The following is a 24,747-nucleotide window of genomic DNA, read 5'->3' on the forward strand; positions in this document are numbered from 1 at the left end:
ATATTAACTCATCCGTATTGAGAGATTTTCACTAAAATCATTTGGTTAGTAATATGAAACATACTGTTGAAGTGATGATCCCGGAAGCCGAGATCAAAGCGCGTATCGCCGAACTGGGTCGTCAAATCACCGAACATTACAAGGACAGCGGCAGCGAAATGGTGCTGGTCGGTCTGTTGCGCGGCTCTTTCATGTTCATGGCAGACCTGTGCCGTGAGGTGCATGTGCCCCATGAGGTCGATTTTATGACCGCCTCCAGCTACGGCAGCGGCATGTCCACTACCCGTGATGTGAAAATCCTGAAAGATCTGGATGAAGATATTCGTGGCAAAGATGTGTTGATCGTTGAGGACATTATCGACTCCGGCAACACGCTGTCAAAAGTGCGCGAGATCCTGAGCCTGCGCGAGCCAAAATCTCTGGCGATTTGTACGCTGCTGGATAAACCTGACCGTCGCGAAGTGCAGGTGCCGGTAGAGTTCGTGGGCTTCTCGATTCCTGACGAATTCGTCGTCGGTTACGGCATTGACTACGCGCAGCGTTATCGTCATCTGCCGTATGTGGGGAAAGTGGTACTGCTGGACGAGTAATCGAGGGCTGATGTCCTCACCCCCGGCCCTCTCCCACAGGGAGAGGGAGAAAATCCCCGGCTTTATTTATGATTTACATGCTTAAGCTGAAGGTTGGCAATCCCCGAACGGTAACGCTGCTCCAGCGTTTCGCGGTTGGTGGCGGTCACTTCCAGATTGCGCAGCAGGCCATCGTGAATCCCGTACGCCCAGCCGTGGATAGAGACCTTCTGCCCGCGTTTCCACGCTGATTGCATGATCGTTGAGTGGCCCAGGTTATACACCTGCTCCATCACGTTGAGTTCGCAAAGGGTATCCATGCGACGCTCCTGCGGCATTTCGCCCAGCAGTGAGCTATGTTTGAACCAGATATCGCGGATGTGCAGTAGCCAGTTATCAATGAGCCCCAGTTCCGTGTTTTCAACCGCCGCCTGCACGCCGCCGCAGCCATAATGGCCGCAAATGATGATGTGCTCGACTTGCAGAACGTCCACGGCATACTGAACAACAGAAAGACAGTTGAGATCGGTGTGAATCACGAGATTGGCGACATTGCGGTGAACAAACAGTTCGCCGGGTTCAAGGCCGGTCAGGCGCTCCGCCGGTACGCGGCTGTCGGAACATCCAATCCAGAGAAAGCGTGGGTTCTGAGCCTGCGCGAGTTTTCCAAAAAATCCGGGGTCTTCCTCCACCAGCATTTTTGACCATAGTGCATTGTTGCTGATGAGTGTATCTATGTTGTTCATGGAGGTTAGCGACCTGTAACCGAGTTATTGCGTTGCGCTACTATAGGGTAACCCGACTTTTAATGAAACCACACAACGTGTGTAAGAACTGAAGGTAAGTTAATTTCATGGCAATTGCACTGGAGCTTGAGCAGCTTAAAAAAACCTATCCGGGTGGCGTTCAGGCGCTACGCGGAATAGATCTGAAAGTAGAGGCCGGCGATTTTTACGCGCTTCTGGGGCCGAACGGGGCGGGGAAATCGACCACCATTGGGATTATCAGCTCGCTGGTCAATAAAACGTCCGGCCGGGTGAGCGTCTTTGGGTACGACCTGCAAAAAGACGTGGTGAACGCCAAGCGCCAGCTGGGGCTGGTTCCGCAGGAGTTCAACTTCAACCCATTCGAGACGGTGCAGCAAATTGTCGTTAACCAGGCGGGCTATTACGGCGTTGAGCGTAAAGAGGCCCTCGAGCGTAGCGAAAAATACCTTAAGCAGCTCGATCTGTGGGAAAAGCGTAACGAACGCGCGCGCATGTTGTCCGGCGGGATGAAGCGCCGCCTGATGATTGCCCGTGCGCTGATGCACGAGCCAAAGCTGCTGATCCTCGATGAACCGACAGCGGGTGTTGATATCGAACTTCGTCGCTCCATGTGGGGCTTCCTGAAAGATCTCAACGACAAAGGCACCACCATTATTCTGACCACCCACTATCTGGAAGAGGCTGAAATGCTGTGCCGCAATATCGGCATCATTCAGAACGGCGAGCTGGTGGAAAACACCTCGATGAAGAATCTGCTCTCCAAGCTGAAATCCGAAACCTTCATTCTCGATCTGGCGGCGAAAAGCGCGCTGCCAAAACTTGAAGGTTACAACTATCGTCTGGTAGATACCTCAACGCTGGAAGTGGAAGTGCTGCGCGAGCAGGGGATTAACAGCGTGTTCTCACAGCTGAGCGCGCAGGGGATTCAGGTTTTAAGTATGCGTAACAAAGCGAACCGACTGGAAGAGCTGTTTGTCTCTCTGGTACATGACAAACAAGGAGACAAGGCATGACGCATCTTTACTGGGTCGCGCTGAAAAGTATCTGGGCGAAAGAGATCAACCGCTTTATGCGTATCTGGGTGCAAACCCTGGTGCCGCCGGTTATCACGATGACGCTCTATTTCATTATCTTCGGTAACCTGATTGGTTCCCGAATTGGTGAGATGCACGGCTTTACCTATATGCAGTTTATCGTGCCGGGCCTGATCATGATGGCGGTGATCACCAATGCCTACGCCAACGTGGCGTCGTCGTTCTTTAGCGCCAAGTTCCAGCGCAATATTGAAGAGCTGCTGGTCGCGCCGGTGCCGACGCACGTTATTATCGCGGGCTATGTCGGCGGCGGCGTGGCGCGCGGGCTGTGCGTGGGGATCCTGGTCACGGCGATTTCGCTGTTCTTCGTGCCGTTCCAGGTCCACTCGTGGCTGTTTGTCGCGCTGACGCTGCTTCTGACGGCGATCCTCTTCTCGCTGGCCGGTCTGCTGAACGCCGTGTTCGCCAAAACGTTTGACGATATCAGCCTGATCCCGACCTTCGTGCTGACGCCGCTGACCTATCTCGGCGGGGTGTTCTACTCCCTGACGCTGCTGCCACCGTTCTGGCAGGCGCTGTCGCACCTGAACCCGATTGTCTACATGATCAGCGGGTTCCGCTTTGGCTTCCTCGGCATCACCGATGTGCCGCTGTTTACCACGGTGGCGGTACTGGTGGTGTTCATCATCGCCTTCTACCTGCTCTGCTGGTCGCTGATCCAGCGCGGACGCGGGCTGCGCAGCTAATCTTTTGCCCGGCGACGCTCTGTTTGCCGGGCACTTTCTTTGACAGTTATCACCGTAAGCTAACCTTCACTCCGCTAAACTACTTGCCTGCTAAGGAGGGAGTTATGCTGGGATGGGTTATCACCTGCCACGATGAACAGGCGCAGGAAATGCTGGATAAGCTTGAAGCCAGATTTGGCCCGCTGGTGCAATGCCGGGCGGTAAACTACTGGCGCGGGTTGAGCACCAATATGCTGAGCCGCATGATGTGCGATGCCCTGCATGAAACGGACACCGGGGATGGCGTGATTTTTCTTACCGATAAATCGGGCGCGGCGCCTTACCGCGCAGCCGCGTTGCTGAGTCATAAGCACGCGTGCTGTGAAGTGATCTCGGGTATTAACTTCTCCCTGCTGGCGTTAATGTATCCGCAGCGTGGATCCTTAAGCAGCGCAGAGTTTCGCCAGGCCATCGTGGCGCAGGGCGTTCCGGGCGTCAGCAGCTTGTGGCATCAGCAGCAAAAAAATCCTCCCTTCGTCCTGCTCCACGATTTGTATAAGAATTAAACGTAGGTATTGATGTCTCATTTGTTACAATAGCGGCAGTTTTCCGCACCGATTAAGACACCATGCTACCGCGCATTCTTTTCTTGCTATTGATGCTCATTTCCGGCGTCAGCTCAGCCAGTTTACTCAGTCAGCACACGCTGCCTGCCCAGTACATGCAAACCACCGAAGACGCGGCGATCTGGGCGCAGGTGGGGAACAGCCTGATCAACGTCGGTAACGTGCGCGCCGGGCAGATCCTGGCCGTTGTGCCCGCGGCGGCGGACTACTACGAATTTCGCTTCGGTTTTGGCACGGGGTTTATCGACAAGGGCCACCTGGAGCCGGTTCAGGGGAAACAGCGCGTCGAGGACAGCCTCGGGGATCTCAATAAGCCCCTGAGCAATCAGAACCTCATTACCTGGAAAGACACGCCGGTGTATAACGCGCCGTCGAGCGGCAGCGCGCCTTTCGGCACGTTAAGCGCCAATCTGCGCTACCCCATACTGAATAAACTGAAAGACCGTCTGAATCAGACCTGGTTCCAAATCCGCATCGGCAATCGTCTGGCGTGGATCAGCAGCCTGGACGCGCAGGAAGATAACGGCCTTCCGGTTCTGACCTACCATCATATTTTGCGTGATGAAGAAAACACGCGCTTTCGACATACGTCCACAACGACAAGCGTACGTGCGTTCAACAACCAGATGGCCTGGCTACGCGATCAGGGCTATACCACCCTGACGATGTATCAGCTTGAAGGGTACGTGCGTAACAAAATGAACCTGCCTGCAAAATCGGTGGTGATTACCTTTGACGATGGCCTGAAATCCGTCAGCCGCTATGCCTATCCTGTGCTGAAAGAGTACGGCTTCAAGGCAACCGCGTTTATTATCTCTTCCCGCATAAAAGGCCATCCGCAGAAGTGGGATCCAAAATCGCTGCAGTTTATGAGCGTGCAGGAGATTAAGGGGATTCAGGATGTGTTCGATATTCAGTCCCACACCCACTTCCTGCACCGCGTGGATGGGTATAAGCACCCGATTTTACTGAGCCGCAGCTATCACGTGATTTTGTTTGATTTTGAACGCTCGCGTCGCGCGCTGGCGCAGTTTAATCCACGCGTGCTCTATCTTTCCTATCCGTTTGGCGGCTACGACAATAAAGCGATAAAGGCGGCGAATGATGCCGGTTTCCATCTGGCGGTGACGACGGTGAAAGGGAAGGTGAAGCCGGGGGATAATCCGTTCTTACTGAAACGCCTGTACATCTTAAGAACGGATTCGCTGGAGACCATGTCGCGGCTGATCAGCAATCAGCCGCAGGGATAGTGCTTATGCAACCTGAACCGGAATCGCCTTCGCGGTACGTTTCATGTCGTTGTCGCCTTCAAAGTATGCAACTTTCGGCTGCCAGCGGCGCGCTTCTTCATCAGACATCATCACGAAGCTGGCGATAATCACAATATCGCCCACGTCCGCGCAGTGCGCTGCCGCGCCGTTAACGGAGATGATTTTAGACCCGCGCTCGGCGGCGATGGCGTAGGTGGAGAAACGTTTGCCGTTGTTAACGTTCCAGATATCAATCGCTTCGTTTTCAAGGATGCCCGCAGCATCAAGGAAATCCTGGTCGATGGCGCAGGAGCCTTCATAGTGCAGGTCGGCCTGGGTGACTTTCACACGGTGAAGCTTACCTTGCAGCATTTTGCGAATCATTACGTTTACCTTTCATCTTCCGGGTAGAGAAACCTACGCCAGTTCAACCACTTTGTTGTCGATTAGGCGGGCCTGACCGAGCCATGCCGCCACCAGAATGACCGCACGTTTGCTGGTCTGTGTAAGCTCCAGAAGCGTGTCGGCATCGCGAATTTGAATATCATCAGCGCGGAAGCCTTTATCGTTCAGCGCCTGTTCAGCCAGAGCAATAATCTCTTCGGCCGTTAACTCTTTCGCCAGCAGCTGTTCTGCCATGGTGTTCATGACCTTGCTTAAGCCCGGCGCGATTTTACGCTGGTCCGCGGTCAGGTAGCCATTTCGCGAGCTGAGCGCCAGACCGTCTTTCGCGCGTACAATCGGTACGCCGACAATCTCGATATCGTAGCCCATATCCGCAACCATCTTGCGGATCAGCGCCAGCTGCTGGAAATCTTTCTCACCGAAGCAGGCAACGTCCGGCTGCACCAGGTTGAACAGCTTGCTGACGATGGTCGATACGCCGCGGAAATGACCCGGGCGGCTTGCGCCTTCCAGCATGGTGGAAATGCCCGGTACGTCAACGTAGGTGGCCTCATCGGTACCCTGAGGATAGACATCCGCCGGTGCCGGAGAGAAGACAATATCCGCATGGCGTTTTTTGAGCTTCTCGCAATCTTCCTGCAGGGTGCGCGGATAGCGTGCCAGATCGTCGGCGCGGTCAAACTGCATTGGGTTAACGAAGATACTGACCACCACGATATCTGCACGGGCTCTTGCTTCGTCAACCAGCTTCATATGGCCGTCATGCAGGTTGCCCATGGTCGGGACCAGTGCGATACGTTTACCTTCCTGACGCGCGCGACGGATATGCTGGCGCAGCAGCGGCAGGGTTTCAATGATTAGCACAACGAGACTCCTTAATGGAAACTGTGTTCTTCACCCGGGTAAACACCGGATTCAACGTCGGCAATATACTGCCTGACCGCAGCGCGCATGTCGCCCGCTTCGGTGAGGAAATTTTTGGCAAACTTCGGAATATGCCCGCCGGTGATGCCAAAGGCGTCGTGCATCACCAGGATCTGACCGTCGGTCACGTTGCCTGCGCCAATACCAATCACCGGAATCGACAGGGCTTCAGTAATACGCTTCGCCAGCTCAACCGGCACGCACTCCAGCACCAGCAGCTGGGCGCCTGCGGCTTCCAGCGCCAGGGCATCATCAAACAGCGTCTGGGCGGCGTCACCGCGGCCCTGCACTTTATATCCACCAAAGATGTTGACGGACTGCGGCGTCAAGCCCAAATGGCCGCACACCGGCACGGCGCGCTCGGTGAGCATCTTCACCGTATCCACCAGCCAGGCACCGCCTTCAATTTTGACCATGTTAGCGCCAGCACGCATGACCGCTGCCGCGTTTTCGAATGCCTGCTCCGGCGTGGCATAGGCCATAAACGGCAGATCGGAGAGCAGCAGGCAGGCTGGAGCCCCGCGGCGCACCGCACGGGTGTGGTAAGCGATATCCTCAACCGTGACCGGCAGGGTGGAATCATGTCCTTGTACCGTCATCCCTAACGAATCTCCGACCAGCATGACGTTGATACCCTCTTCGGCAAAGAGTTTGGCGAAGCTGTAGTCATACGCGGTGATGGTGGCGAAGCGTTTTTTTTCCTGTTTGCATTTCTGCAGTAAGGAGATGGTGGTTGGTTTCATACTGTTTCCTGATAGCCCAAAAGCGAATCTTTGCGCATTCTAACAGTAACATTCGGGGGAACAATGATTTTAGGTAACCGATTAGCCACAATTATTTTGAGGCTAATAGGCAGGGGAACCGGATCACCAGCGGGCGGGTCTTTCCGCGTTGAGGTTGTCCAGAATGGTCCGGAGTGGGATGCCATCCGGGAAGATGAGATCGGGTGCGACTTCAAACAGCGGCCAGAGCATAAACCCGCGGTTTTTCATGTCGTAATGCGGAACGGTGAGACGTTCAGTGTTAATGGTTTCGTGACCAAACAGCATAATGTCGAGGTCCAGCGTGCGCGGTCCCCAGCGCTCGGCTTTGCGTACGCGGCCCTGCTGCAGTTCGATGCGCTGGGTGTTATCCAGCAGCGTTTCGGCATCAAGGGCAGTTTCCAGCACCACGGCGGCATTGAGATAATCAGGCTGATCCTGCGGGCCCAGCGGCGGCGTGCGGTAGAAAGAGGAGACCGCCACGAGCTTGCTTTGCGGGATCTCCCCCAGCGCCTGTACGGCAGCGTTCACCTGCTCCAGCGGAGAGGCTAAATTGCTGCCGATGGCGATATACGCGAGGGTCATGCTGTCCCTTCACGACGCGGCGCGCGTTTGCGCGGACGACGATGGCGGCGACGCGGTTCCGGCTCTTCATCCAGCCCGGTGAGCATATCTTTTTGCTCCGGCGGTGCGGAAACCTGGAATTCGGCCCACCACTGCGCCAGGCGCTGCAGCTCCTGGTTGCGTTCAATTTCAGCACGCAGCGACAGCAGATCGAAGGCGGCGCGGAATTTTGGATGCTCCATCAGCTTCCAGGCGCGTTTGCCCTGACGACGGGACATGCGCAGCTGAAGCTGCCAGATATCGCGCACCAGCGTGGTAATGCGTTTTGGAATAGCGAGCGTACGGCACCCTTCGTCCAGCACGTCGTTTGCGGCCAGCGCGAAGGCGTCATAATAGGCAAGCCCGCTCTCCTGGGTAATTCGCTGGGCCGTTTCCAGCAGCGGATACCAGAACATCGCCGCAAACAGGAACGCCGGATTGACGCGCATGTCGTTGCGAATACGGGTATCGGTATTTTTCAGCACCTGCGCAATCATCCGCTCCATTGGGCTGTCACCGCTTTCGGTGAAGTAGCGGGTAATGGTCGGAAACAGGGGCTGGAACAGGTTGTATTCGCGCAGCAGGTTGTAGGTTTCAAAGCCGTGGCCAGCCTGCAGCAGCTTCAGCGCCTCTTCAAACAGGCGGGCAGGCGGCACGTCGTTAATCAGCGTCGCCAGGCGCGGAATCGGCTCTGCCGTTTCCGGGCTGATGCGCATATTGAGCTTGGCGGCGAAACGCACGGCGCGCAGCATACGCACGGGATCTTCGCGATAGCGCGTTTCCGGCGTGCCAATCAGACGGATCAGACCTTCTTTCAGGTCCTGCATGCCGCCGACGTAATCACGCACGGTGAAATCCGCCACGCTGTAATAAAGGCTGTTGATGGTGAAGTCGCGACGCTGGGCATCTTCTTCGATAGAGCCGAAGATATTGTCGCGCAGCAGCATGCCGTTCTGGCCGCGCTGTGACGTGGTGCGATCGGATGCGCCCGCTTCGTGGTGGCCGCGGAAGGTCGCCACTTCGATAATTTCCGGCCCAAACATCACGTGAGCCAGACGGAAACGGCGGCCAACGAGACGGCAGTTGCGGAATAATTTGCGCACCTGTTCAGGCGTGGCGCTGGTCGTCACGTCGAAATCTTTTGGTTTTTTGCCCAGCAGTAAATCACGTACTCCACCGCCCACGAGATAGGCCTCGTAGCCCGCTTTATTCAGACGATAGAGCACCTTGAGGGCATTTTCACTGATATCTTTGCGGGAAATAGTGTGCTGCTCACGCGGAATAACCGACATGTGTGGCTGTGCAATAGCATCGTTCGCCATGCTCTCTTCGCGGCTTAGCACTTTACGGCAAAAATTAGCGACTCGGGTAAAAATGGTACACCTCGTAGTGTGTTTTGTTATGAAAAAAGCGGCTAATCATAGCTCAGCGCAACGCATTTGAGAATGCTGGATTTTTGGCACTGCCGCGAGCGTCCAGTTGGCAACGGCCATTTTCAGCAGTTCGTCAATACGCAGATCCTGCCATTCGTTGGTTACATTCTGGTTGAGAAATCGCAGCGCGTCGATCAAAACAGGACGCGGATCGCCGTCTGGCAGGGCCGGGGCGTGGTTCTGCTTTGACAATTTAAAGCCCTGCGCATTGACCGCCAGCGGCAGATGAATGTAGTCCGGGGCCGTCCAGCCAAACTGGTGATACAGCGATATTTGTCGCACGGTCGGCTCGACCAGATCCGCCCCGCGCACAATTTCCGTCACGCCCTGAAAACGATCGTCGACGACCACCGCCAGGTTATAGGCGAAAAGGCCGTCACGGCGGTGAATAATAAAATCCTCACGCGCCAGACGTTCATCGGCATGAATCTCACCGGAGAGGAGATCGTTAAAGTGCGTCACCGGGGAGCGCTGCTTTATACGTACGGCGGCATTTTCCGGGGGAAGATTAAGCGTGCGGCAGTGGCCGTCATAGACGCCACCCACGCTCTGGATACGCGCGCGGGTGCAGGTGCAGTTATAGGAAAGCCCCCGATCGCGAAGCCAGGCCAGACGTTCCCGATAGGCATCGTGACGTTTTGACTGCCAGAGCACCTCGTCATCCCAGTGAAGACCGTAATGTTCCAGCTGACGCAGAATAGTGTCTGCAGCACCGGGAACTTCACGCGGAGGGTCAATATCTTCAATGCGGACAAGCCATTTTCCCAGGCGGGCGCGAGCCTGCAGGTAGCTGCCGAGCGCGGCAATTAATGAGCCGAAGTGTAATTCACCGGAAGGGGATGGCGCGAAGCGCCCAATATAGTGTGATTCAGACATATCAACAGTAACAAGGCGGGAGAGACTCCCGCCTTTGGAGTGTGTAAACAGCGCTGGTATTAACCGGCCATCTGTTTTTCGCGGATTTCGGCCAGCGTTTTACAGTCGATGCACAGATCGGCGGTTGGACGCGCTTCCAGGCGACGAATACCGATTTCAACACCGCAGGATTCGCAGTAGCCAAAATCTTCGTCTTCGACTTTTTTCAGCGTTTTCTCGATCTTTTTGATCAGTTTGCGTTCGCGGTCACGGTTACGCAGTTCGAGGCTGAACTCTTCTTCCTGAGCGGCACGGTCTACCGGATCCGGGAAGTTGGCAGCTTCATCCTGCATATGAGTAACGGTGCGATCGACTTCATCCCTGAGTTGATTACGCCATGCTTCAAGAATACGCTTGAAGTGCGACAGCTGGGCTTCGTTCATATACTCTTCGCCCGGCTTCTCTTGATACGGCTCCACCCCAGCGATGGCGAGAATACTCAGGGACGATGTTTTACGGTTTTGCCCTTCTTGCATGTTGCTTCTCCTTAACACGCACTATCGATCCCCGTGTTGGGGGAAAAATCAGGTCGCTATAAATAGCAGATGCTTTTCCGTAAGGCAATTATCTAAACGTAACACTTGACAAGCCTGTGAGGAAAAGCGTATTTGCGCACGCGGCCAGAACACTTATTCGACAATCGTCTAATCCCTTACAAGACAATGGGAAGAGAGGATCTCAGAGTCATATTATCGGCAGAAAGTTCCGCTTTATAAGCGAAAACCTCTACCCCCTGCTTTTGTGCCTCATGCAACAATTGCGCGTATTTAGGATCAATATGGCGGGCAGGGGAGAAACGTTCAATGGCTGAATGCAACACCGCAAACAGCAATACGGCGCGTTTGCCCGCCGCCGCAACACTCATTAGCTCTCGCAGATGCTTCTGGCCACGCAGCGTTACCGCATCCGGGAAGTAGCCATTTTCCTGTTCCGCTAACGTCACTGATTTTACTTCAATATAGCACTCGGGCCTGTCTTCCGCCTGTAACATGAAGTCAATTCTGCTGCCTTCATCGCCATATTTCACTTCACTTTTATGCGTGCCATATCCCACCAGTTCGGGAATGGCGCCAAGGGTCAGCGCTTCCTTAACCAGCTGATTTGCGCGCTGGGTATTAACGCAAATAAATGCCCCGTTTTGGGTTTCGGTCACTTCCCAGGTATGGGCATATTTGCGTTTACTATTTTCTGAAGTGGAATACCAGACCCTGTCACCCGGCGTCGCACACCCCGTCATGGCGCCGGTATTGGGGCAGTGCAGGGTGAGCTGAACCCCTTCGGGGGTGATCACGTCGGCGAGGAAGCGTTTGTATCGCTGGATAAGCGTAGCGTGCTGCAGGGGAGGACTAAACTTCATCAGAATTCCTTTCAGTATTGCCCAGCGTCCAGCGCTGTAGCGGCGTATAGCGGGTGCGTCCCTGTGCAAAGACGGATTCGTAAAGCGCGAATGCGTTGACCGGAAAGGCCCAGTGAAAACCCGGCGGCGGGATGGCAACGGCCTGACCGGCATCGCGCAGCAGCGTGATATGTGGATGAAACGGCTGTGGGCTCTGATAACAGCCGCTGCGCGCCGCCTGGGCGCGCAGCATATTCGCCAGCTGCAATAATCCGCGCGGCGGCTGGCGCGTTCCCAGCCAGACCACGCGCGAACGCGGCCACTGACCCGCGTCGTCGAGATGCAGCGTAAATTCCGGCTGGGCAATACGCCCGGCCATTGCGGCTAACGCCCGCTGTTTTTCGGCACTAACGTCGCCCAAAAAGGCCAGCGTCATGTGCAGGTTGGCCGCCGCGACAGGGCGGCCCGCTTCCGGCGAAAAGCAATCGGCGCGCCAGCGAACAATTTGACGCTGTATGGTGGTGGGCAATTCAATGGCAAAAAACAGCCGTTTCGACTCAGGCATACGGAGGACTCGGTAATGATATGCGCCGATGCTACAATGTACGCCGACTAATGTTAACCCTCTGGAGCTGTTAGTGTCCTCATTGCCGGTCGCCGTCATTCTTCCTGAGCTTCTCGCTGCCTTACGCCATTCCCCACAGGTTTTGCTGAATGCCCCTACGGGCGCGGGCAAGTCCACCTGGCTGCCGCTGCAGATTCTGAAAGACGGAAATATCCGCGGGAAAATTATCCTGCTGGAGCCGCGCAGGCTGGCCGCGCGCAACGTGGCGCAGCGTCTGGCGGAACTGCTGAATGAAAAACCGGGCGAAACGGTAGGTTACAGGATGCGTGCCGAGGCCTGCGTTGGTCCGAACACGCGTCTTGAAGTAGTCACCGAGGGTATTCTCACCCGCATGCTGCAAAACGATCCGGAGCTGAACGGCGTCGGGCTGGTGATCCTCGATGAATTCCACGAGCGCAGCCTGCAGGCGGATCTGGCCCTCGCCCTGTTGCTGGACGTGCAGCAGGGGCTACGCGACGATCTCAGGCTGCTTATTATGTCGGCCACGCTGGATAACGAGCGGCTACGACAGGCATTACCCGGTGCGCCGGTCATCAGCTCAGAAGGGCGGGCGTTTCCGGTTGAACGCCGCTATCAGCCGCTTCCCTCCCACCAGCGTTTTGACGAGGCCGTCGCCATTGCCACCGCTGAGCTGCTGCGCCAGGAAGCCGGTTCCCTGCTGCTGTTTTTGCCGGGCGTCGGTGAAATTCAGCGCGTGCAGGAGCAGCTTTCTACCCGCGCAGGCGGCGACGTGCTGCTTTGCCCGCTCTACGGCGCGTTGTCGCTACAGGATCAGCGTAAAGCGATCCTTCCCGCGCCGGCGGGGCAGCGCAAGGTGGTGCTGGCAACCAACATTGCTGAAACCAGTTTGACCATTGAAGGTATTCGCCTGGTGGTGGATAGCGCGCAGGAGCGGGTGGCAAGCTTTGACCCTCGTACCGGGCTGACTAAACTCCTGACGCAGCGCATCAGCCAGGCGTCGATGGTGCAGCGCGCGGGCCGTGCGGGGCGTCTTGAGCCGGGCATCTGCCTGCATTTGACCAGCGCGGAGCAGGCTGAACGCGCCGCACAGCAAAGCACGCCGGAAATTTTACAAAGCGATTTGTCTGGTCTGGTGATGGATCTGCTCCAGTGGGGCTGCCCGAACCCTGAGCAGCTCACCTGGCTTAATCCTCCTCCTGTCGTAAACCTCACCGCTGCGCGCACGTTGCTGACGCAGCTTGGCGCGCTGGAAGGCGAGCGTCTGACGGCGCGCGGCCAGAAAATGGCGGCGCTGGGCAACGATCCGCGTCTGGCCGCGATGCTGGTGGCCGCGCAAGGGGAAGATGAAATTGCCACGGCGGCAAAACTGGCGGCTATTCTTGAGGAGCCGCCTCGCGGTGGCAGCAGCGATCTGGGTCAGGCGTTTTCGCGCAACCAGGGGAACTGGCAGCAGCGGGCGCAGCAGCTGGGCAAACGCCTGAATAGCCGGGGAGGTGCGCCTGACAGCGATAAGATTGCCTTCCTGCTGGCCCAGGCTTTCCCGGACAGGATCGCGCGTCGGCGCGGGCTGGATGGTCGCTACCAGCTGGCAAACGGCATGGGAGCGATGCTGGACAGCGATGATGCGCTGACGCGTCACGAATGGCTGATCGCCCCGCTGTTGCTGCAGGGCAGCCATTCTCCGGATGCGCGTATCCTGCTGGCGATAGCCGTAGATATTGACGCCCTGACGCGTGCCTGTCCGCAGCTGCTTCAGCAATCTGATACCGTGGAATGGGATGACGCCCAGGGCACGCTGAAGGCCTTTCGTCGCAGCCAGATTGGCAAGTTGACGCTTGGGACGAAGCCGCTGGCGAAGCCGTCGGAAGACGAGCTTCATCAGGCGATGCTGAACGGTATTCGGGAAAAAGGGCTGAGCGCCCTGAACTGGACGCCGGAAGCGGAGCAGTACCGCATTCGTCTGCACTGCGCCGCGAAGTGGCTACCGGAATACGGTTGGCCTGCGGTGGATGACGAGACGCTGCTCGCTACGCTTGAGCGCTGGCTACTGCCGCAAATGAGCGGCGTACACTCTCTGCGAGCCCTTAAGGCGCTTGATGTTAAGACCGCGTTACAGAATTTACTGGACTGGTCATTACGTCAACGTCTGGATAGTGAACTGCCAGGGCATTACACTGTGCCGACTGGAAGCCGGATTGCCGTCCGTTATCATGAGGATAATCCGCCGGCGCTGGCGGTTCGGATGCAGGAGATGTTTGGTGAAGCCACCACGCCGTCCATTGCGGAAGGGCGTGTGCCGTTAGTGCTTGAACTGCTGTCGCCTGCGCATCGTCCATTACAAATCACCCGAGATTTGGGAGCGTTCTGGGCGGGAAGCTACCGTGAAGTGCAGAAAGAGATGAAGGGGCGATATCCCAAACATGTCTGGCCGGACGATCCGGCGAATACGGCGCCGACGCGGCGAACGAAGAAATATTCGTAGGTTAGGTGAAAGAGGGAGTGCGGCCTGATGCCCTCACCCCGGCCCTCTCCCACGGGGAGAGGGAGAAAACACTAAAGACTTTCCTGACAGGAAAGTCTTGCTGTTTATTTTGAGAGATTTCTTCTTTCACAGGCCTGTGAAAGAAAAGAAAATCTGGCCTTTGCGCCTGAAAGTTGCGGAGAAAAAGCATGGCGGGGAATGACCGCGAGCCAATAGGACGTAAGGGAAAACCAGCGCGTCCGGCGAAAGAAAAGGTAAGCCGTCGTCGCCTCAGAGATGAGGACTATGACGATGACTATGAAGACGATTATGAGGATGAAGAACCGATGCCGCGTAATGGAAAAGGCAAAGGGCGTAAGCCTCGGGGCAAGCGCGGCTGGTTCTGGCTGCTGCTGAAGCTGTTTATTGTTTTTGTTGTCCTGATGGCAATTTACGGCGTGTATCTGGATCAGAAGATCCGCAGCCGTATCGACGGTAAAGTCTGGCAGCTCCCTGCGGCAGTGTATGGCCGTATGGTGAACCTTGAGCCAGATATGTCCATCACCAAAAACGAGATGGTTAAACTGCTGGAAGCCACCCAGTATCGTCAGGTGTCTAAAATGACCCGTCCTGGCGAATTTACCGTGCAGTCCAACAGCATTGAGATGATCCGTCGTCCGTTTGATTTCCCGGACAGCAAAGAGGGGCAGGTGCGCGCGCGTCTGACCTTTGACGGCGATCGTCTGGACACCATCGAGAACATGGATAACAACCGTCAGTTCGGTTTCTTCCGCCTCGATCCGCGTCTGATCACCATGCTTTCGTCAGCAAACGGCGAGCAGCGCCTGTTCGTGGCGCGTAACGGCTTCCCGGATCTGCTGGTTGATACCCTGCTGGCAACCGAAGACCGTCACTTCTACGAGCACGATGGCATTAGCCTCTACTCGATTGGCCGTGCGGTACTGGCTAACCTGACTGCCGGTCGCACCGTGCAGGGAGCGAGTACGCTGACCCAGCAGCTGGTGAAAAACCTGTTCCTCTCCAGCGAACGCTCTTACTGGCGTAAAGCGAACGAAGCCTACATGGCCGTGCTGATGGATGCGCGCTACAGCAAGGATCGTATCCTTGAGCTGTACATGAACGAGGTGTACCTCGGTCAGAGCGGCGATAACGAAATCCGCGGCTTCCCGCTGGCGAGCCTGTACTACTTTGGCCGTCCGGTGGAAGAGCTGAGCCTGGACCAGCAGGCGCTGCTGGTGGGCATGGTGAAAGGGGCGTCCATTTATAACCCGTGGCGTAACCCGAAACTGGCGCTGGAGCGTCGTAACCTCGTTCTGCGTCTGCTGCAACAGCAGCAGGTGATTGACCAGGAGCTGTACGACATGCTGAGCGCGCGTCCGCTCGGCGTTCAGCCGCGCGGCGGCGTGATTTCGCCTCAGCCTGCGTTTATGCAGCTGGTGCGTCAGGAGCTGCAAAGCAAGCTCGGCGATAAGGTCAAAGATCTCTCCGGCGTGAAGATCTTCACCACCTTTGACTCCGTGGCGCAGGATGCGGCCGAAAAGGCGGCTGTGGAAGGCATTCCGGCGCTGAAGAAACAGCGTAAGCTCTCCGATCTTGAAACCGCGATGGTGGTGGTTGACCGTAACACCGGCGAAGTGCGCGCGATGGTGGGCGGGGCCGAGCCGCAGTTTGCAGGCTACAACCGTGCGATGCAGGCGCGTCGCTCAATCGGCTCTCTGGCAAAACCGGCAACCTACCTCACAGCCCTGAGCCAGCCAAATCAGTATCGCCTGAATACCTGGATTGCGGATGCGCCGATCTCCCTGCGCCAGCCTAACGGCCAGGTCTGGTCACCGCAGAACGATGATAAACAGTTCAGCGGTCAGGTCATGCTGGTGGATGCGTTGACCCGTTCCATGAACGTGCCAACGGTGAACCTGGGCATGTCGCTGGGACTGCCGGCGATTGTCGATACCTGGCAAAAGCTGGGCGTGGCGAAAGATCAGCTGCATCCGGTGCCGGCGATGATCCTCGGCGCGCTTAACCTGACGCCGATCGAAGTGGCGCAGGCGTTCCAGACCATTGCCAGCGGGGGCAACCGCGCGCCGCTGTCTGCCCTGCGCTCAGTGATTGCCGAAGATGGTTCCGTGCTTTATCAGAGCTTCCCGCAGGCGGAGCGTGCCGTTCCCGCTCAGGCCGCCTATATGACGCTGTGGACGATGCAGCAGGTCGTGCAGCGCGGTACCGGCCGTCAGCTGGGCGCGAAGTATCCGGGTCTGCATCTGGCGGGTAAAACCGGGACCACCAACAACAACGTCGATACCTGGTTCGCCGGTATTGATGGCCGTGAAGTGGTGATCACCTGGGTAGGCCGCGACAACAACCAGCCAACCAAGCTGTACGGCGCGAGCGGGGCGATGTCGATTTACCAGCGCTATCTGGCAAATCAGTCTCCTGTGCCGCTGAATCTGGTTGCGCCGGAAGATATCGTCGATATGGGCGTGGACAGCTCCGGTAACTTCGTCTGCGGCGGCGGGATGCGTACGCTGCCTGTCTGGACCGCAAACCCGGACTCGCTGTGCCAGCAAAGCCAGCCAGAACAGCCAACGGGTAATCCGTTCGACCAGTCTTCTCAGCCACAGCAGCCGCAGCAGCAACAGCCGCAGCAGCAGAATGAGAAGAAAGACAGCGACGGTGTCGCGGGCTGGATTAAAGACATGTTCGGCGGTAACTAAGCTTTTAAAGCCCTCTTCCCTGGAAGGGGGCTTTTTTTACCCGTAAACCTCATTTCGTTAACCCTCTCTTTAACTCTGATTAACCCTTCGTTTTCTCTTGATGATTTCTTAAACCCTTAATTCTCATAGGGCCGCTTACTGCTTGCTATGCAACCAGCGTTTCGCATATTATTCTGGCGCTCATAATAATAATTCTCGTTTACGTTATCATTCACTTTCACATCAGAGATTCAACATGGCGCTTTCCAATACTGCTCAGCCAATGAACACGTCGCTGCGTAAGCTCGCGGTCGTCGTCGCCACAGCGGTTGCCGGCATGTCTGCTTATGCTCACGCGGCCGAAACCCCGAAAAAAGAAGAAACCATTACGGTTACCGCAGCACCTGCGGCACAGGAAAGTGCCTGGGGGCCTGCTGCGACCATCGCCGCACGGCAATCCGCGACCGGAACCAAAACGGATACCCCTATTCAAAAGGTTCCGCAGTCTATTTCTGTGGTCACGGCCGAAGAGATGGCGCTGCATCAGCCGCGCTCGGTGAAAGAAGCCCTGAGCTACACGCCGGGCGTTGCGGTAGGCACGCGCGGCGCGTCTAACACCTATGACTATTTGATCATCCGCGGCTTCGCGGCCGATGGCCAGACGCAGAATAACTACCTCGACGGCATGAAAATGCAGGGGAACTTCTATAACGACGCGGTAATTGATCCTTACATGCTGGAGCGCGCCGAAATCATGCGCGGTCCGGTTTCCGTTCTGTACGGCAAAAGCAGCCCGGGCGGTTTGCTGAACATGGTCAGTAAGCGCCCAACAACCGAGCCGCTGAAAGAGATCCAGTTCAAAGTCGGCACGGATAGCCTGTTCCAGACCGGGTTTGACTTTAGCGATGCGATCGACGACGACGGCGTTTACTCTTATCGCTTAACGGGCGTTGCGCGTTCTAATAACGCTCAGCAGGAGCGTGCGGAAGAGCAGCGTTACGCCATCGCGCCATCGTTCTCATGGCGTCCGGATGATAAAACCACCTTCACGTTCCTCTCCTACTTCCAGAACGAGCCTGAAACGGGCTACTACGGCTGGTTGCCAAAAGAGGGAACGGTTGAGCCGCTGCCGAACGGCGATCGTTTGCCGACGAACTTCAACGAAGGCGCGAAGAACAATACCTATTCCCGTAACCAGAAAATGGTGGGATACAGCTTCGACCACGAGTTCAACGATACCTTTACCGTGCGTCAGAACCTGCGCTTTGCCGAGAACAAAACCTCGCAAAACAGCGTATATGGCTATGGCGTCTGTACCGATCCGGCAAACAGCGGCAACAAACAGTGTGCCGCGCTAGCGCCATCGGACAAAGGCCATTATCTGGCGCGTAAATACGTTGTCGATAACGAAAAGCTGCAGAACTTTACCGTTGATACCCAGCTGCAGAGCAAATTCTCAACCGGCGAGGTGGACCACATCCTGCTGACCGGCGTTGACTTTATGCGCATGCGGAATGACATCAACTCCTGGTTCGGTTACGACGACTCTGTTCCGCTGCTGGATCTCTACAACCCGGTGAACAGCGATTTTGATTTCGGCTCAAAAGATCCCGCGACCTCCGGCCCATATCAGATCCTCAACCGTCAGAAACAGACGGGGCTGTACGTTCAGGATCAGGCGCAGTGGGATAAAGTGCTGGTAACCCTGGGCGGCCGTTATGACTGGGCCGATCAGGAATCCTACAACCGCGTGACGAACACCACCTCCAAACGTGATGATACCCAGTTCACCTGGCGCGGTGGCGTTAACTATCTGTTTGATAACGGCGTAACTCCGTACTTTAGCTACAGCGAATCGTTTGAACCGGCTTCGCAGACCGATGCCCAGGGCAAGCTGTTCTCCCCGTCTAAAGGCAAACAGTACGAAGCGGGCGTGAAATACGTGCCTAACGATCGTCCGATCGTCGTCACCGGTGCGTTGTACCAGCTGACCAAAACCAACAACCTGATGGCGGACCCGGCGGGCTCCTTCTTCTCGGTTCAGGGCGGTGAAATCCGCGCGCGTGGCGTAGAACTGGAAGCGAAAGCGGCCCTGTCTGCAAGCGTCAACCTGGTGGGTTCTTATACCTACACCGATGCGGAATACACCACGGACACCACCTACAAAGGCAACACGCCTGCTCAGGTGCCAAAACACATGGCATCGTTGTGGGGTGATTACACCCTGTTTGACGGTGCGCTGTCGGGTCTGACGCTGGGTACCGGCGTGCGTTACACGGGCTCAAGCTATGGCGATCCGGCGAACTCCTTCAAGGTGGGCAGCTACACCGTTGTCGATGCGCTGGTCAGATACGATCTGGCACGCGTTGGCATGGCGGGCTCAAACGTGGCGCTGCACGTGAACAACCTGTTCGATCGTGAGTACGTTGCCAGCTGCTTCAATACCTACGGCTGCTTCTGGGGTGCTGAACGTCAGGTTGTTGCCACCGCGACCTTCCGCTTCTAATCTCTCTTCGGGCACGGTTCGCCGTGCCCTTTTTATTTAAGTTGGCTGATATGCAGGATATTCAAACGCAACCCGACACCACCTTTACGCTCAACCATCTCTCATTTCGCGTACCCGGGCGCACGCTGCTGCATCCGCTCTCTCTGACGTTTCCGGCCGGTAAAGTGACGGGCCTGATTGGTCACAACGGTTCCGGTAAATCCACGCTGCTCAAGATGCTGGGGCGCCATCAGCCGCCTTCAGAAGGCGATATTCTGCTGGATGACCAACCGCTGGAGAGCTGGAGCAGTAAAGCCTTTGCCCGCAAAGTGGCCTATCTGCCGCAGCAGCTGCCGCAGGCGGAAGGGATGACGGTGCGCGAGCTGGTGGCGATTGGGCGTTATCCGTGGCACGGAGCGCTTGGGCGCTTCGGCGTCGCCGACAGAGAGAAGGTGGAAGAGGCGATTGCGCTGGTCGGGCTAAAACCGCTGGCGCACCGTCTGGTGGATAGCCTGTCCGGCGGCGAACGTCAGCGCGCGTGGATCGCGATGCTGGTGGCGCAGGACAGCCGCTGTCTGCTGCTGGATGAACCGACCTCTGCGCTGGATATCGCCCATCAGGTCGACGTCCTGGCTCTGGTGCATCGCCTGAGCCAGCAGCGTGGCCTGACGGTCATCGCGGTTCTGCACGATATCAACATGGCCGCGCGCTATTGTGACTACCTCGTCGCGCTGCGCGGGGGCGAGATGATTGCTCAGGGGACACCGGCAGAGCTGATGCGCAGCGAAACGCTGGAACATATTTACGGTATTCCGATGGGTATTCTGCCTCACCCGGCCGGGGCTGCACCGGTGAGCTTTGTCTACTGATGCTGAATAACACACGCATTAGCCGCCGTCGCCTGCTGACGGCGATGGCGCTCTCGCCGCTGCTGTTAAAAATGAATACGGCGCGTGCCGCCGCCGTCGATCCGCATCGTATTGTGGCTCTGGAGTGGCTGCCGGTCGAACTGATGATGGCGCTCGGCGTCACGCCCTATGGCGTGGCGGACATTCCTAACTATAACCTCTGGGTGAACGAGCCAAAGCTGCCGGACTCGGTAATCGACGTCGGCCTGCGTACGGAGCCAAACCTTGAGCTGCTGACCCAGATGAAACCCTCGTTCCTGTTCTGGTCAGCGGGCTACGGCCCGTCAGAGGAGACCATGGCGCGCATTGCGCCTGGACGTGGATTTGCTTTCAGCGACGGTAAAAAACCGCTGGCCGTGGCGAAAAACTCGATTAACGAGATGGCGCATTTCCTCAACCGCGAAGCGGAGGCCAAAAAGCATCTCGACGAATTTGATGCCCTGATAGACTCCCTGAAGCCGCGCTTTGCTCACCGGGGCGATCGTCCGCTGCTGATGGTGACGCTGCTGGATGCCCGCCATATGCTGGTCTTCGGTAAAAACTGTCTTTTCCAGGAGGTGCTGGACAGCTTCGGCATTCGCAACGCCTGGGAAGGGGAGATGACCTTCTGGGGCAGTACCGCCGTGGGTATCGACCGCCTGGCGGCGTTTCGCGATGTGGACGTGCTCTGTTTCGACCACGGTAATGAACGCGACATGCAAACCCTGATGGCGACCCCGCTCTGGCAGGCGATGCCGTTTGTACGCGAGAAGCGCTTCCAGCGCGCCCCGGCTGTCTGGTTCTACGGCGCGACGCTGTCGGCCATGCATTTTGCCCGCGTGCTGGATAACGCCCTGGGAGGTAAAGCATGAGTACGCGTATCGCCCGCTTCCCGGCGCTGCTGTTATCCCTGCTTTTTCTGGTTGCGCTGGTATTAACCGGCTTCAATCTCTCCGCGGCCTTACCGCGCGCGCAGTGGGGGGCCGCTCTGGCCTCGCCGGATATCGACAATATTCAGCAGATGCTGTTCCACTACAGCCTGCTGCCGCGTCTGGCGATCTCCCTTTTGGTCGGGGCCGGCTTAGGGCTGGTGGGCGTGCTGTTCCAGCAGGTTTTACGTAACCCGCTGGCAGAGCCAACCACGCTCGGCGTCGCGACCGGCGCGCAGCTTGGGATCACCATCACCACGCTGTGGGCGCTGCCGGGAGCGTTAACCTCGCAGTTTGCGGCACTCGCGGGGGCGTGCGTGGTGGGCGCGCTGGTCTTTGGCGTGGCCTGGGGCAAGCGCCTTTCTCCTGTGACGCTTATTCTGGCCGGGCTGGTGGTGAGCCTGTACTGCGGGGCGATTAACCAGCTGCTGGTGCTGTTCCATCACGATCGGCTGCAAAGCATGTTCCTGTGGAGTACCGGCACGCTCACCCAGACCGACTGGAGCGTTGTAGAGCACCTCTGGCCGCAGCTGGCTGGCGGCGTCGTGCTGACGCTGCTGCTCCTGCGCCCTCTGACGCTCATGGGGCTGGATGATGGCGTGGCGCGTAACCTGGGGCTGGCGCTGTCGCTGGCTCGTCTGGCGGCGCTGACGCTGGCGATTGTATTGAGTGCCCTGCTGGTCAACGCGGTTGGCATCATCGGGTTTATCGGCCTGTTTGCGCCGCTGCTGGCGAAAATGCTCGGGGCGCGTCGCCTGCTGGCGCGTCTGATGCTGGCGCCGCTGATTGGAGCGCTGATCCTCTGGCTTTCCGATCAGCTTATTCTCTGGCTGGCGCAGGTCTGGAGGGAAGTGTCCACCGGCTCTGTGACCGCGCTTATCGGGGCGCCGCTGCTGCTGTGGCTGCTGCCGCGCCTGCGCAGCATGAGCGCACCGGCGATGGACGCCGGCGATAAAGTCTACGCTGAACGTCAGTCGGTGCTGTGGTTTAGCCTTGCCGGTCTGGCGGTGCTGATTATCGCCTCGTTCGCGGCGCTCTCATTCGGACGCGATGCCATGGGCTGGCACTGGGCAACGGGTGATTTACTCAATGAACTGGTGCAATGGCGCTGGCCGCGTATCTTCGCTGCGCTGATCGCAGGGGTGATGCTGGCAGTGGCGGGGTGCATTATTCAGCGTCTGACCGGCAACCCGATGGCAAGCCCTGAAGTGCTCGGGATCAGCTCTGGCGCCGCCTTTGGCGTGGTGCTGATGCTGTTCTTTGTGCCGGGGAATGCGTTTGGCTGGCTGATGCCAGCCGGCAGTATCGGTGCGGCAGTCACGCTGATGATTATCCTGATTGCCGCCGGTCGCGGCGGATTTTCGCCGCACCGCATGCTGCTGGCCGGGATGGCGCTCAGCACCGCATTTACCATGCTGCTGATGATGCTGCAGGCCAGCGGCGATCCGCGTATGGCGAAGATCCTGACCTGGATTTCCGGCTCAACCTACAACGCCACCGGCAGCCAGGTGGTCTGGTCCGGGATCGCGATGCTCGTGCTGCTGGCGATGGTGCCGCTGTGCCGCCGCTGGATGACCATTCTACCGCTCGGCGGCGAAACCGCGCGCGCGGTGGGAATGGCGCTGACGCCAGCGCGCGTGGCCCTGCTGCTGCTGGCGGCGTGCCTGACGGCTGTGGCAACCCTGACGATTGGACCGCTGAGTTTTGTCGGATTAATGGCGCCGCACATTGCCAGAATGATGGGATTCCGGCGGACGATGCCGCATATCGTCATGTCGGCCCTGACGGGCGGGGTGATGCTGGTGTTCGCGGACTGGTGCGGAAGAATGGTGCTGTTCCCGTATCAGATCCCGGCGGGTCTGCTGTCGACCTTTATCGGTGCGCCGTACTTTATTTATCTGTTGAGAAAGCAGAGTCGGTAGTCAGGTGCGGCCTGTTGCCCTCACCCCGACCCTCTCCCACGGGGAGAGGGAGAACATCGTAGGCCGGGTAAGCGTTAGCGCCACCCGGCAATGCCCTTAGAGCTTCGCAAACACCTTGCGCGCCGCGTCGATGGTGTTGTTGATATCATCTTCGCTGTGCGCCACGGACATAAAGCCCGCTTCGAACGCGGACGGCGCCAGGTACACGCCTTCTTCCAGCATCAGGTGGAAGAAGCGCTTGAAGCGTTCAACGTCGCACTTCACCACGTCCTGATAGCAGGTCACGGTTTTCGCATCGGTGAAGAAAATCCCGAACATGCCGCCCACGTGGTTAACCACCAGAGGGATAGCGGCCTCTTCTGCGGCCTCCAGCAGACCGTTTGCCAGCTGCGTGGTCAGGTCGGTCAGGGTTTCGTGAATGCCCGGCTGAGCCACTTCGGTCAGGCAGGCAAAGCCCGCCGCCATGGCGATAGGGTTACCGGAAAGCGTGCCCGCCTGGTAAACCGGGCCGGTTGGCGCCAGGGCTTCCATCACGTCCTTACGACCACCGAATGCTCCGACCGGCATGCCGCCGCCGATGATTTTGCCGAGGCAGGTCAGGTCCGGCACGACGTCGTAGTAAGACTGGGCACCCGCCAGCGCCACGCGGAAGCCGGTCATGACTTCATCGATGATCAGCAGCGCGCCGAATTCGTCGCACAGGGCGCGCAGGCCCGGCAGGAACTCAGGCTGCGGTGGGATGCAGTTCATGTTGCCGGCAACCGGCTCAACGATGATGCAGGCGATTTCCTGCGGATACTGCTCGAACGCCGCGCGAACGGTAGCAAGATCGTTGTAGGTGCAGGTCAGGGTGTGCTTCGCGAAATCTGCCGGTACGCCAGGCGAGTTCGGCTGGCCGAGCGTCAGCGCGCCGGAACCGGCCTTCACCAGCAGACAGTCGGCGTGACCGTGGTAACAGCCTTCAAACTTGATGATTTTATCGCGGCCGGTAAAACCGCGCGCCAGGCGGATGGCGCTCATGGTGGCTTCGGTACCGGAGTTCACCATACGCACCATGTCCATGGTAGGCACCAGTTCGGTCACCAGCTCCGCCATTTTCACTTCCATTTCGGTTGGCGCACCGAAGCTCAGGCCGCGCTGGGCGGCTTCAATTACCGCGTTACGAATGGCCGGGTGGTTGTGCCCCAGCACCATCGGTCCCCAGGAACCCACATAATCGATATAGGCTTTGCCATCGACATCATACAGATACGCGCCGTCAGCACGTTCGATAAACAGCGGCGTACCGCCCACGCCGGTGAAGGCGCGCACAGGTGAGTTCACGCCACCCGGAATAAGCTCGCGGGCTGCACTGTAGAGGTTTTCAGACTTGCTCATGGCGTCGTTCCTGGTTCGAATAAAATGGTTAAGCCCAC

General features: G+C 57.6%; 22 protein-coding genes. 11 read left to right on the forward strand and 11 right to left on the reverse strand.

The features are described 5' to 3' along the window. Positions 1-53: 53 nt before the first annotated feature. Positions 54-590, forward strand: a complete 537-nt coding sequence (gene hpt, locus EnteroDNA1_RS17805) for a hypoxanthine phosphoribosyltransferase (RefSeq protein WP_008501948.1) — start codon at positions 54-56, stop codon at positions 588-590. A gap of 62 nt (positions 591-652) precedes the next feature. On the opposite strand, the gene can is transcribed toward hpt, so the two are convergent. Then, positions 653-1,315, reverse strand: coding sequence for a carbonate dehydratase (gene can, locus EnteroDNA1_RS17810; RefSeq protein ID WP_008501947.1), 663 nt, complete (start codon positions 1,313-1,315; stop codon positions 653-655). 107 nt (positions 1,316-1,422) lie between these two features. Here can and EnteroDNA1_RS17815 point away from each other — a divergent pair, with 107 nt between their 5' ends. The 4 genes from EnteroDNA1_RS17815 (at position 1,423) to EnteroDNA1_RS17830 (ending at position 4,971) form a co-directional block, all read left to right on the forward strand. After that, on the forward strand, positions 1,423-2,349 hold the full coding sequence (locus tag EnteroDNA1_RS17815) for an ABC transporter ATP-binding protein (RefSeq protein WP_032660633.1): 927 nt from the start codon (positions 1,423-1,425) through the stop codon (positions 2,347-2,349). After that, positions 2,346-3,116: an ABC transporter permease gene (locus EnteroDNA1_RS17820; protein WP_023310428.1), complete on the forward strand. Its 771-nt coding sequence runs from the start codon at positions 2,346-2,348 to the stop codon at positions 3,114-3,116. Before EnteroDNA1_RS17815 ends, EnteroDNA1_RS17820 begins: the two co-directional genes overlap by 4 nt. Positions 3,117-3,220: 104 nt before the next feature. Then, positions 3,221-3,661: a PTS sugar transporter subunit IIA gene (locus EnteroDNA1_RS17825; RefSeq protein WP_033144654.1), complete on the forward strand. Its 441-nt coding sequence runs from the start codon at positions 3,221-3,223 to the stop codon at positions 3,659-3,661. A gap of 62 nt (positions 3,662-3,723) precedes the next feature. Further along, entirely contained in the window at positions 3,724-4,971 is a 1,248-nt protein-coding gene (locus EnteroDNA1_RS17830) for a polysaccharide deacetylase family protein (protein ID WP_069303671.1), read from the forward strand. Between the two features lie 3 nt (positions 4,972-4,974). On the opposite strand, the gene panD is transcribed toward EnteroDNA1_RS17830, so the two are convergent. From panD to thpR, 9 genes are all read right to left on the reverse strand, one after another. Then, entirely contained in the window at positions 4,975-5,355 is a 381-nt protein-coding gene (panD, locus tag EnteroDNA1_RS17835; RefSeq protein WP_006810068.1) for an aspartate 1-decarboxylase, read from the reverse strand. Between the two features lie 33 nt (positions 5,356-5,388). After that, positions 5,389-6,240, reverse strand: a complete 852-nt coding sequence (gene panC / locus EnteroDNA1_RS17840; RefSeq protein WP_023310431.1) for a pantoate--beta-alanine ligase — start codon at positions 6,238-6,240, stop codon at positions 5,389-5,391. A gap of 11 nt (positions 6,241-6,251) precedes the next feature. Beyond that, positions 6,252-7,043: a 3-methyl-2-oxobutanoate hydroxymethyltransferase gene (gene panB, locus EnteroDNA1_RS17845; protein WP_014882600.1), complete on the reverse strand. Its 792-nt coding sequence runs from the start codon at positions 7,041-7,043 to the stop codon at positions 6,252-6,254. A 123-nt stretch (positions 7,044-7,166) separates the two neighbouring features. After that, positions 7,167-7,646, reverse strand: coding sequence for a 2-amino-4-hydroxy-6-hydroxymethyldihydropteridine diphosphokinase (folK, locus tag EnteroDNA1_RS17850; protein WP_069303672.1), 480 nt, complete (start codon positions 7,644-7,646; stop codon positions 7,167-7,169). Beyond that, complete coding sequence (gene pcnB, locus EnteroDNA1_RS17855) at positions 7,643-9,040, reverse strand: polynucleotide adenylyltransferase PcnB (protein ID WP_072162357.1); 1,398 nt, start codon at positions 9,038-9,040, stop codon at positions 7,643-7,645. The genes folK and pcnB overlap by 4 nt, the downstream gene beginning before the upstream one ends. A 42-nt stretch (positions 9,041-9,082) precedes the next feature. Further along, positions 9,083-9,973 carry a tRNA glutamyl-Q(34) synthetase GluQRS gene (gene gluQRS, locus EnteroDNA1_RS17860; RefSeq protein WP_047060102.1) on the reverse strand — a complete coding sequence of 297 codons (891 nt, stop codon included), beginning with the start codon at positions 9,971-9,973 and terminating at the stop codon, positions 9,083-9,085. A 59-nt stretch (positions 9,974-10,032) separates the two neighbouring features. Beyond that, positions 10,033-10,488 (reverse strand): RNA polymerase-binding protein DksA, encoded by a 456-nt coding sequence (gene dksA, locus EnteroDNA1_RS17865; protein ID WP_001155232.1) that lies wholly within the window; start codon positions 10,486-10,488, stop codon positions 10,033-10,035. 176 nt (positions 10,489-10,664) lie between these two features. Continuing rightward, positions 10,665-11,369: a DNA/RNA nuclease SfsA gene (sfsA, locus tag EnteroDNA1_RS17870; RefSeq protein WP_033144658.1), complete on the reverse strand. Its 705-nt coding sequence runs from the start codon at positions 11,367-11,369 to the stop codon at positions 10,665-10,667. Further along, positions 11,359-11,913, reverse strand: a complete 555-nt coding sequence (gene thpR / locus EnteroDNA1_RS17875) for an RNA 2',3'-cyclic phosphodiesterase (protein WP_069303673.1) — start codon at positions 11,911-11,913, stop codon at positions 11,359-11,361. Before thpR ends, sfsA begins: the two co-directional genes overlap by 11 nt. 73 nt (positions 11,914-11,986) lie before the next feature. On the opposite strand from thpR, the gene hrpB reads away from it, so the two are divergent. The 6 genes from hrpB (at position 11,987) to fhuB (ending at position 23,332) form a co-directional block, all read left to right on the forward strand. Beyond that, on the forward strand, positions 11,987-14,416 hold the full coding sequence (hrpB, locus tag EnteroDNA1_RS17880; RefSeq protein ID WP_069303674.1) for an ATP-dependent helicase HrpB: 2,430 nt from the start codon (positions 11,987-11,989) through the stop codon (positions 14,414-14,416). Positions 14,417-14,604: 188 nt separating this feature from the next. Next, the gene (mrcB, locus tag EnteroDNA1_RS17885) at positions 14,605-17,130 is read left to right on the forward strand and encodes a bifunctional glycosyl transferase/transpeptidase (protein ID WP_069303675.1); all 2,526 of its coding nucleotides are present in this window, start codon (positions 14,605-14,607) and stop codon (positions 17,128-17,130) included. 235 nt (positions 17,131-17,365) lie between these two features. After that, a complete protein-coding gene (fhuA, locus tag EnteroDNA1_RS17890; RefSeq protein ID WP_069303676.1) occupies positions 17,366-19,615 on the forward strand; it encodes a ferrichrome porin FhuA in 2,250 nt (749 codons plus the stop codon). Between the two features lie 50 nt (positions 19,616-19,665). Next, a complete protein-coding gene (gene fhuC, locus EnteroDNA1_RS17895) occupies positions 19,666-20,463 on the forward strand; it encodes a Fe3+-hydroxamate ABC transporter ATP-binding protein FhuC (RefSeq protein WP_033144663.1) in 798 nt (265 codons plus the stop codon). Further along, positions 20,463-21,353, forward strand: coding sequence for a Fe(3+)-hydroxamate ABC transporter substrate-binding protein FhuD (fhuD, locus tag EnteroDNA1_RS17900; protein WP_033144664.1), 891 nt, complete (start codon positions 20,463-20,465; stop codon positions 21,351-21,353). The genes fhuC and fhuD overlap by 1 nt, the downstream gene beginning before the upstream one ends. Continuing rightward, positions 21,350-23,332 (forward strand): Fe(3+)-hydroxamate ABC transporter permease FhuB, encoded by a 1,983-nt coding sequence (gene fhuB, locus EnteroDNA1_RS17905; protein WP_064673251.1) that lies wholly within the window; start codon positions 21,350-21,352, stop codon positions 23,330-23,332. The genes fhuD and fhuB overlap by 4 nt, the downstream gene beginning before the upstream one ends. Positions 23,333-23,428: 96 nt before the next feature. Here fhuB and hemL read toward each other — a convergent pair whose 3' ends face one another. Then, on the reverse strand, positions 23,429-24,709 hold the full coding sequence (hemL, locus tag EnteroDNA1_RS17910; protein WP_064673252.1) for a glutamate-1-semialdehyde 2,1-aminomutase: 1,281 nt from the start codon (positions 24,707-24,709) through the stop codon (positions 23,429-23,431). Positions 24,710-24,747: the final 38 nt, after the last annotated feature.

It is taken from the genome of Enterobacter sp. HK169 (genome assembly GCF_001719105.1).
GTDB classification, from domain to species: domain Bacteria; phylum Pseudomonadota; class Gammaproteobacteria; order Enterobacterales; family Enterobacteriaceae; genus Enterobacter; species Enterobacter asburiae_B.

What these genes read in the sequence shown, in the direction of transcription:
- hpt (WP_008501948.1), top strand. Translation starts at nt 54, where the DNA reads ATGAAACATACTGTTGAAGTGATGATCCCGGAAGCCGAGATCAAAGCG.
- can (WP_008501947.1), bottom strand. Translation starts at nt 1,315, where the DNA reads ATGAACAACATAGATACACTCATCAGCAACAATGCACTATGGTCAAAA.
- EnteroDNA1_RS17815 (WP_032660633.1), top strand. Translation starts at nt 1,423, where the DNA reads ATGGCAATTGCACTGGAGCTTGAGCAGCTTAAAAAAACCTATCCGGGT.
- EnteroDNA1_RS17820 (WP_023310428.1), top strand. Translation starts at nt 2,346, where the DNA reads ATGACGCATCTTTACTGGGTCGCGCTGAAAAGTATCTGGGCGAAAGAG.
- EnteroDNA1_RS17825 (WP_033144654.1), top strand. Translation starts at nt 3,221, where the DNA reads ATGCTGGGATGGGTTATCACCTGCCACGATGAACAGGCGCAGGAAATG.
- EnteroDNA1_RS17830 (WP_069303671.1), top strand. Translation starts at nt 3,724, where the DNA reads ATGCTACCGCGCATTCTTTTCTTGCTATTGATGCTCATTTCCGGCGTC.
- panD (WP_006810068.1), bottom strand. Translation starts at nt 5,355, where the DNA reads ATGATTCGCAAAATGCTGCAAGGTAAGCTTCACCGTGTGAAAGTCACC.
- panB (WP_014882600.1), bottom strand. Translation starts at nt 7,043, where the DNA reads ATGAAACCAACCACCATCTCCTTACTGCAGAAATGCAAACAGGAAAAA.
- folK (WP_069303672.1), bottom strand. Translation starts at nt 7,646, where the DNA reads ATGACCCTCGCGTATATCGCCATCGGCAGCAATTTAGCCTCTCCGCTG.
- gluQRS (WP_047060102.1), bottom strand. Translation starts at nt 9,973, where the DNA reads ATGTCTGAATCACACTATATTGGGCGCTTCGCGCCATCCCCTTCCGGT.
- dksA (WP_001155232.1), bottom strand. Translation starts at nt 10,488, where the DNA reads ATGCAAGAAGGGCAAAACCGTAAAACATCGTCCCTGAGTATTCTCGCC.
- sfsA (WP_033144658.1), bottom strand. Translation starts at nt 11,369, where the DNA reads ATGAAGTTTAGTCCTCCCCTGCAGCACGCTACGCTTATCCAGCGATAC.
- thpR (WP_069303673.1), bottom strand. Translation starts at nt 11,913, where the DNA reads ATGCCTGAGTCGAAACGGCTGTTTTTTGCCATTGAATTGCCCACCACC.
- mrcB (WP_069303675.1), top strand. Translation starts at nt 14,605, where the DNA reads ATGGCGGGGAATGACCGCGAGCCAATAGGACGTAAGGGAAAACCAGCG.
- fhuA (WP_069303676.1), top strand. Translation starts at nt 17,366, where the DNA reads ATGGCGCTTTCCAATACTGCTCAGCCAATGAACACGTCGCTGCGTAAG.
- fhuC (WP_033144663.1), top strand. Translation starts at nt 19,666, where the DNA reads ATGCAGGATATTCAAACGCAACCCGACACCACCTTTACGCTCAACCAT.
- fhuD (WP_033144664.1), top strand. Translation starts at nt 20,463, where the DNA reads ATGCTGAATAACACACGCATTAGCCGCCGTCGCCTGCTGACGGCGATG.
- fhuB (WP_064673251.1), top strand. Translation starts at nt 21,350, where the DNA reads ATGAGTACGCGTATCGCCCGCTTCCCGGCGCTGCTGTTATCCCTGCTT.
- hemL (WP_064673252.1), bottom strand. Translation starts at nt 24,709, where the DNA reads ATGAGCAAGTCTGAAAACCTCTACAGTGCAGCCCGCGAGCTTATTCCG.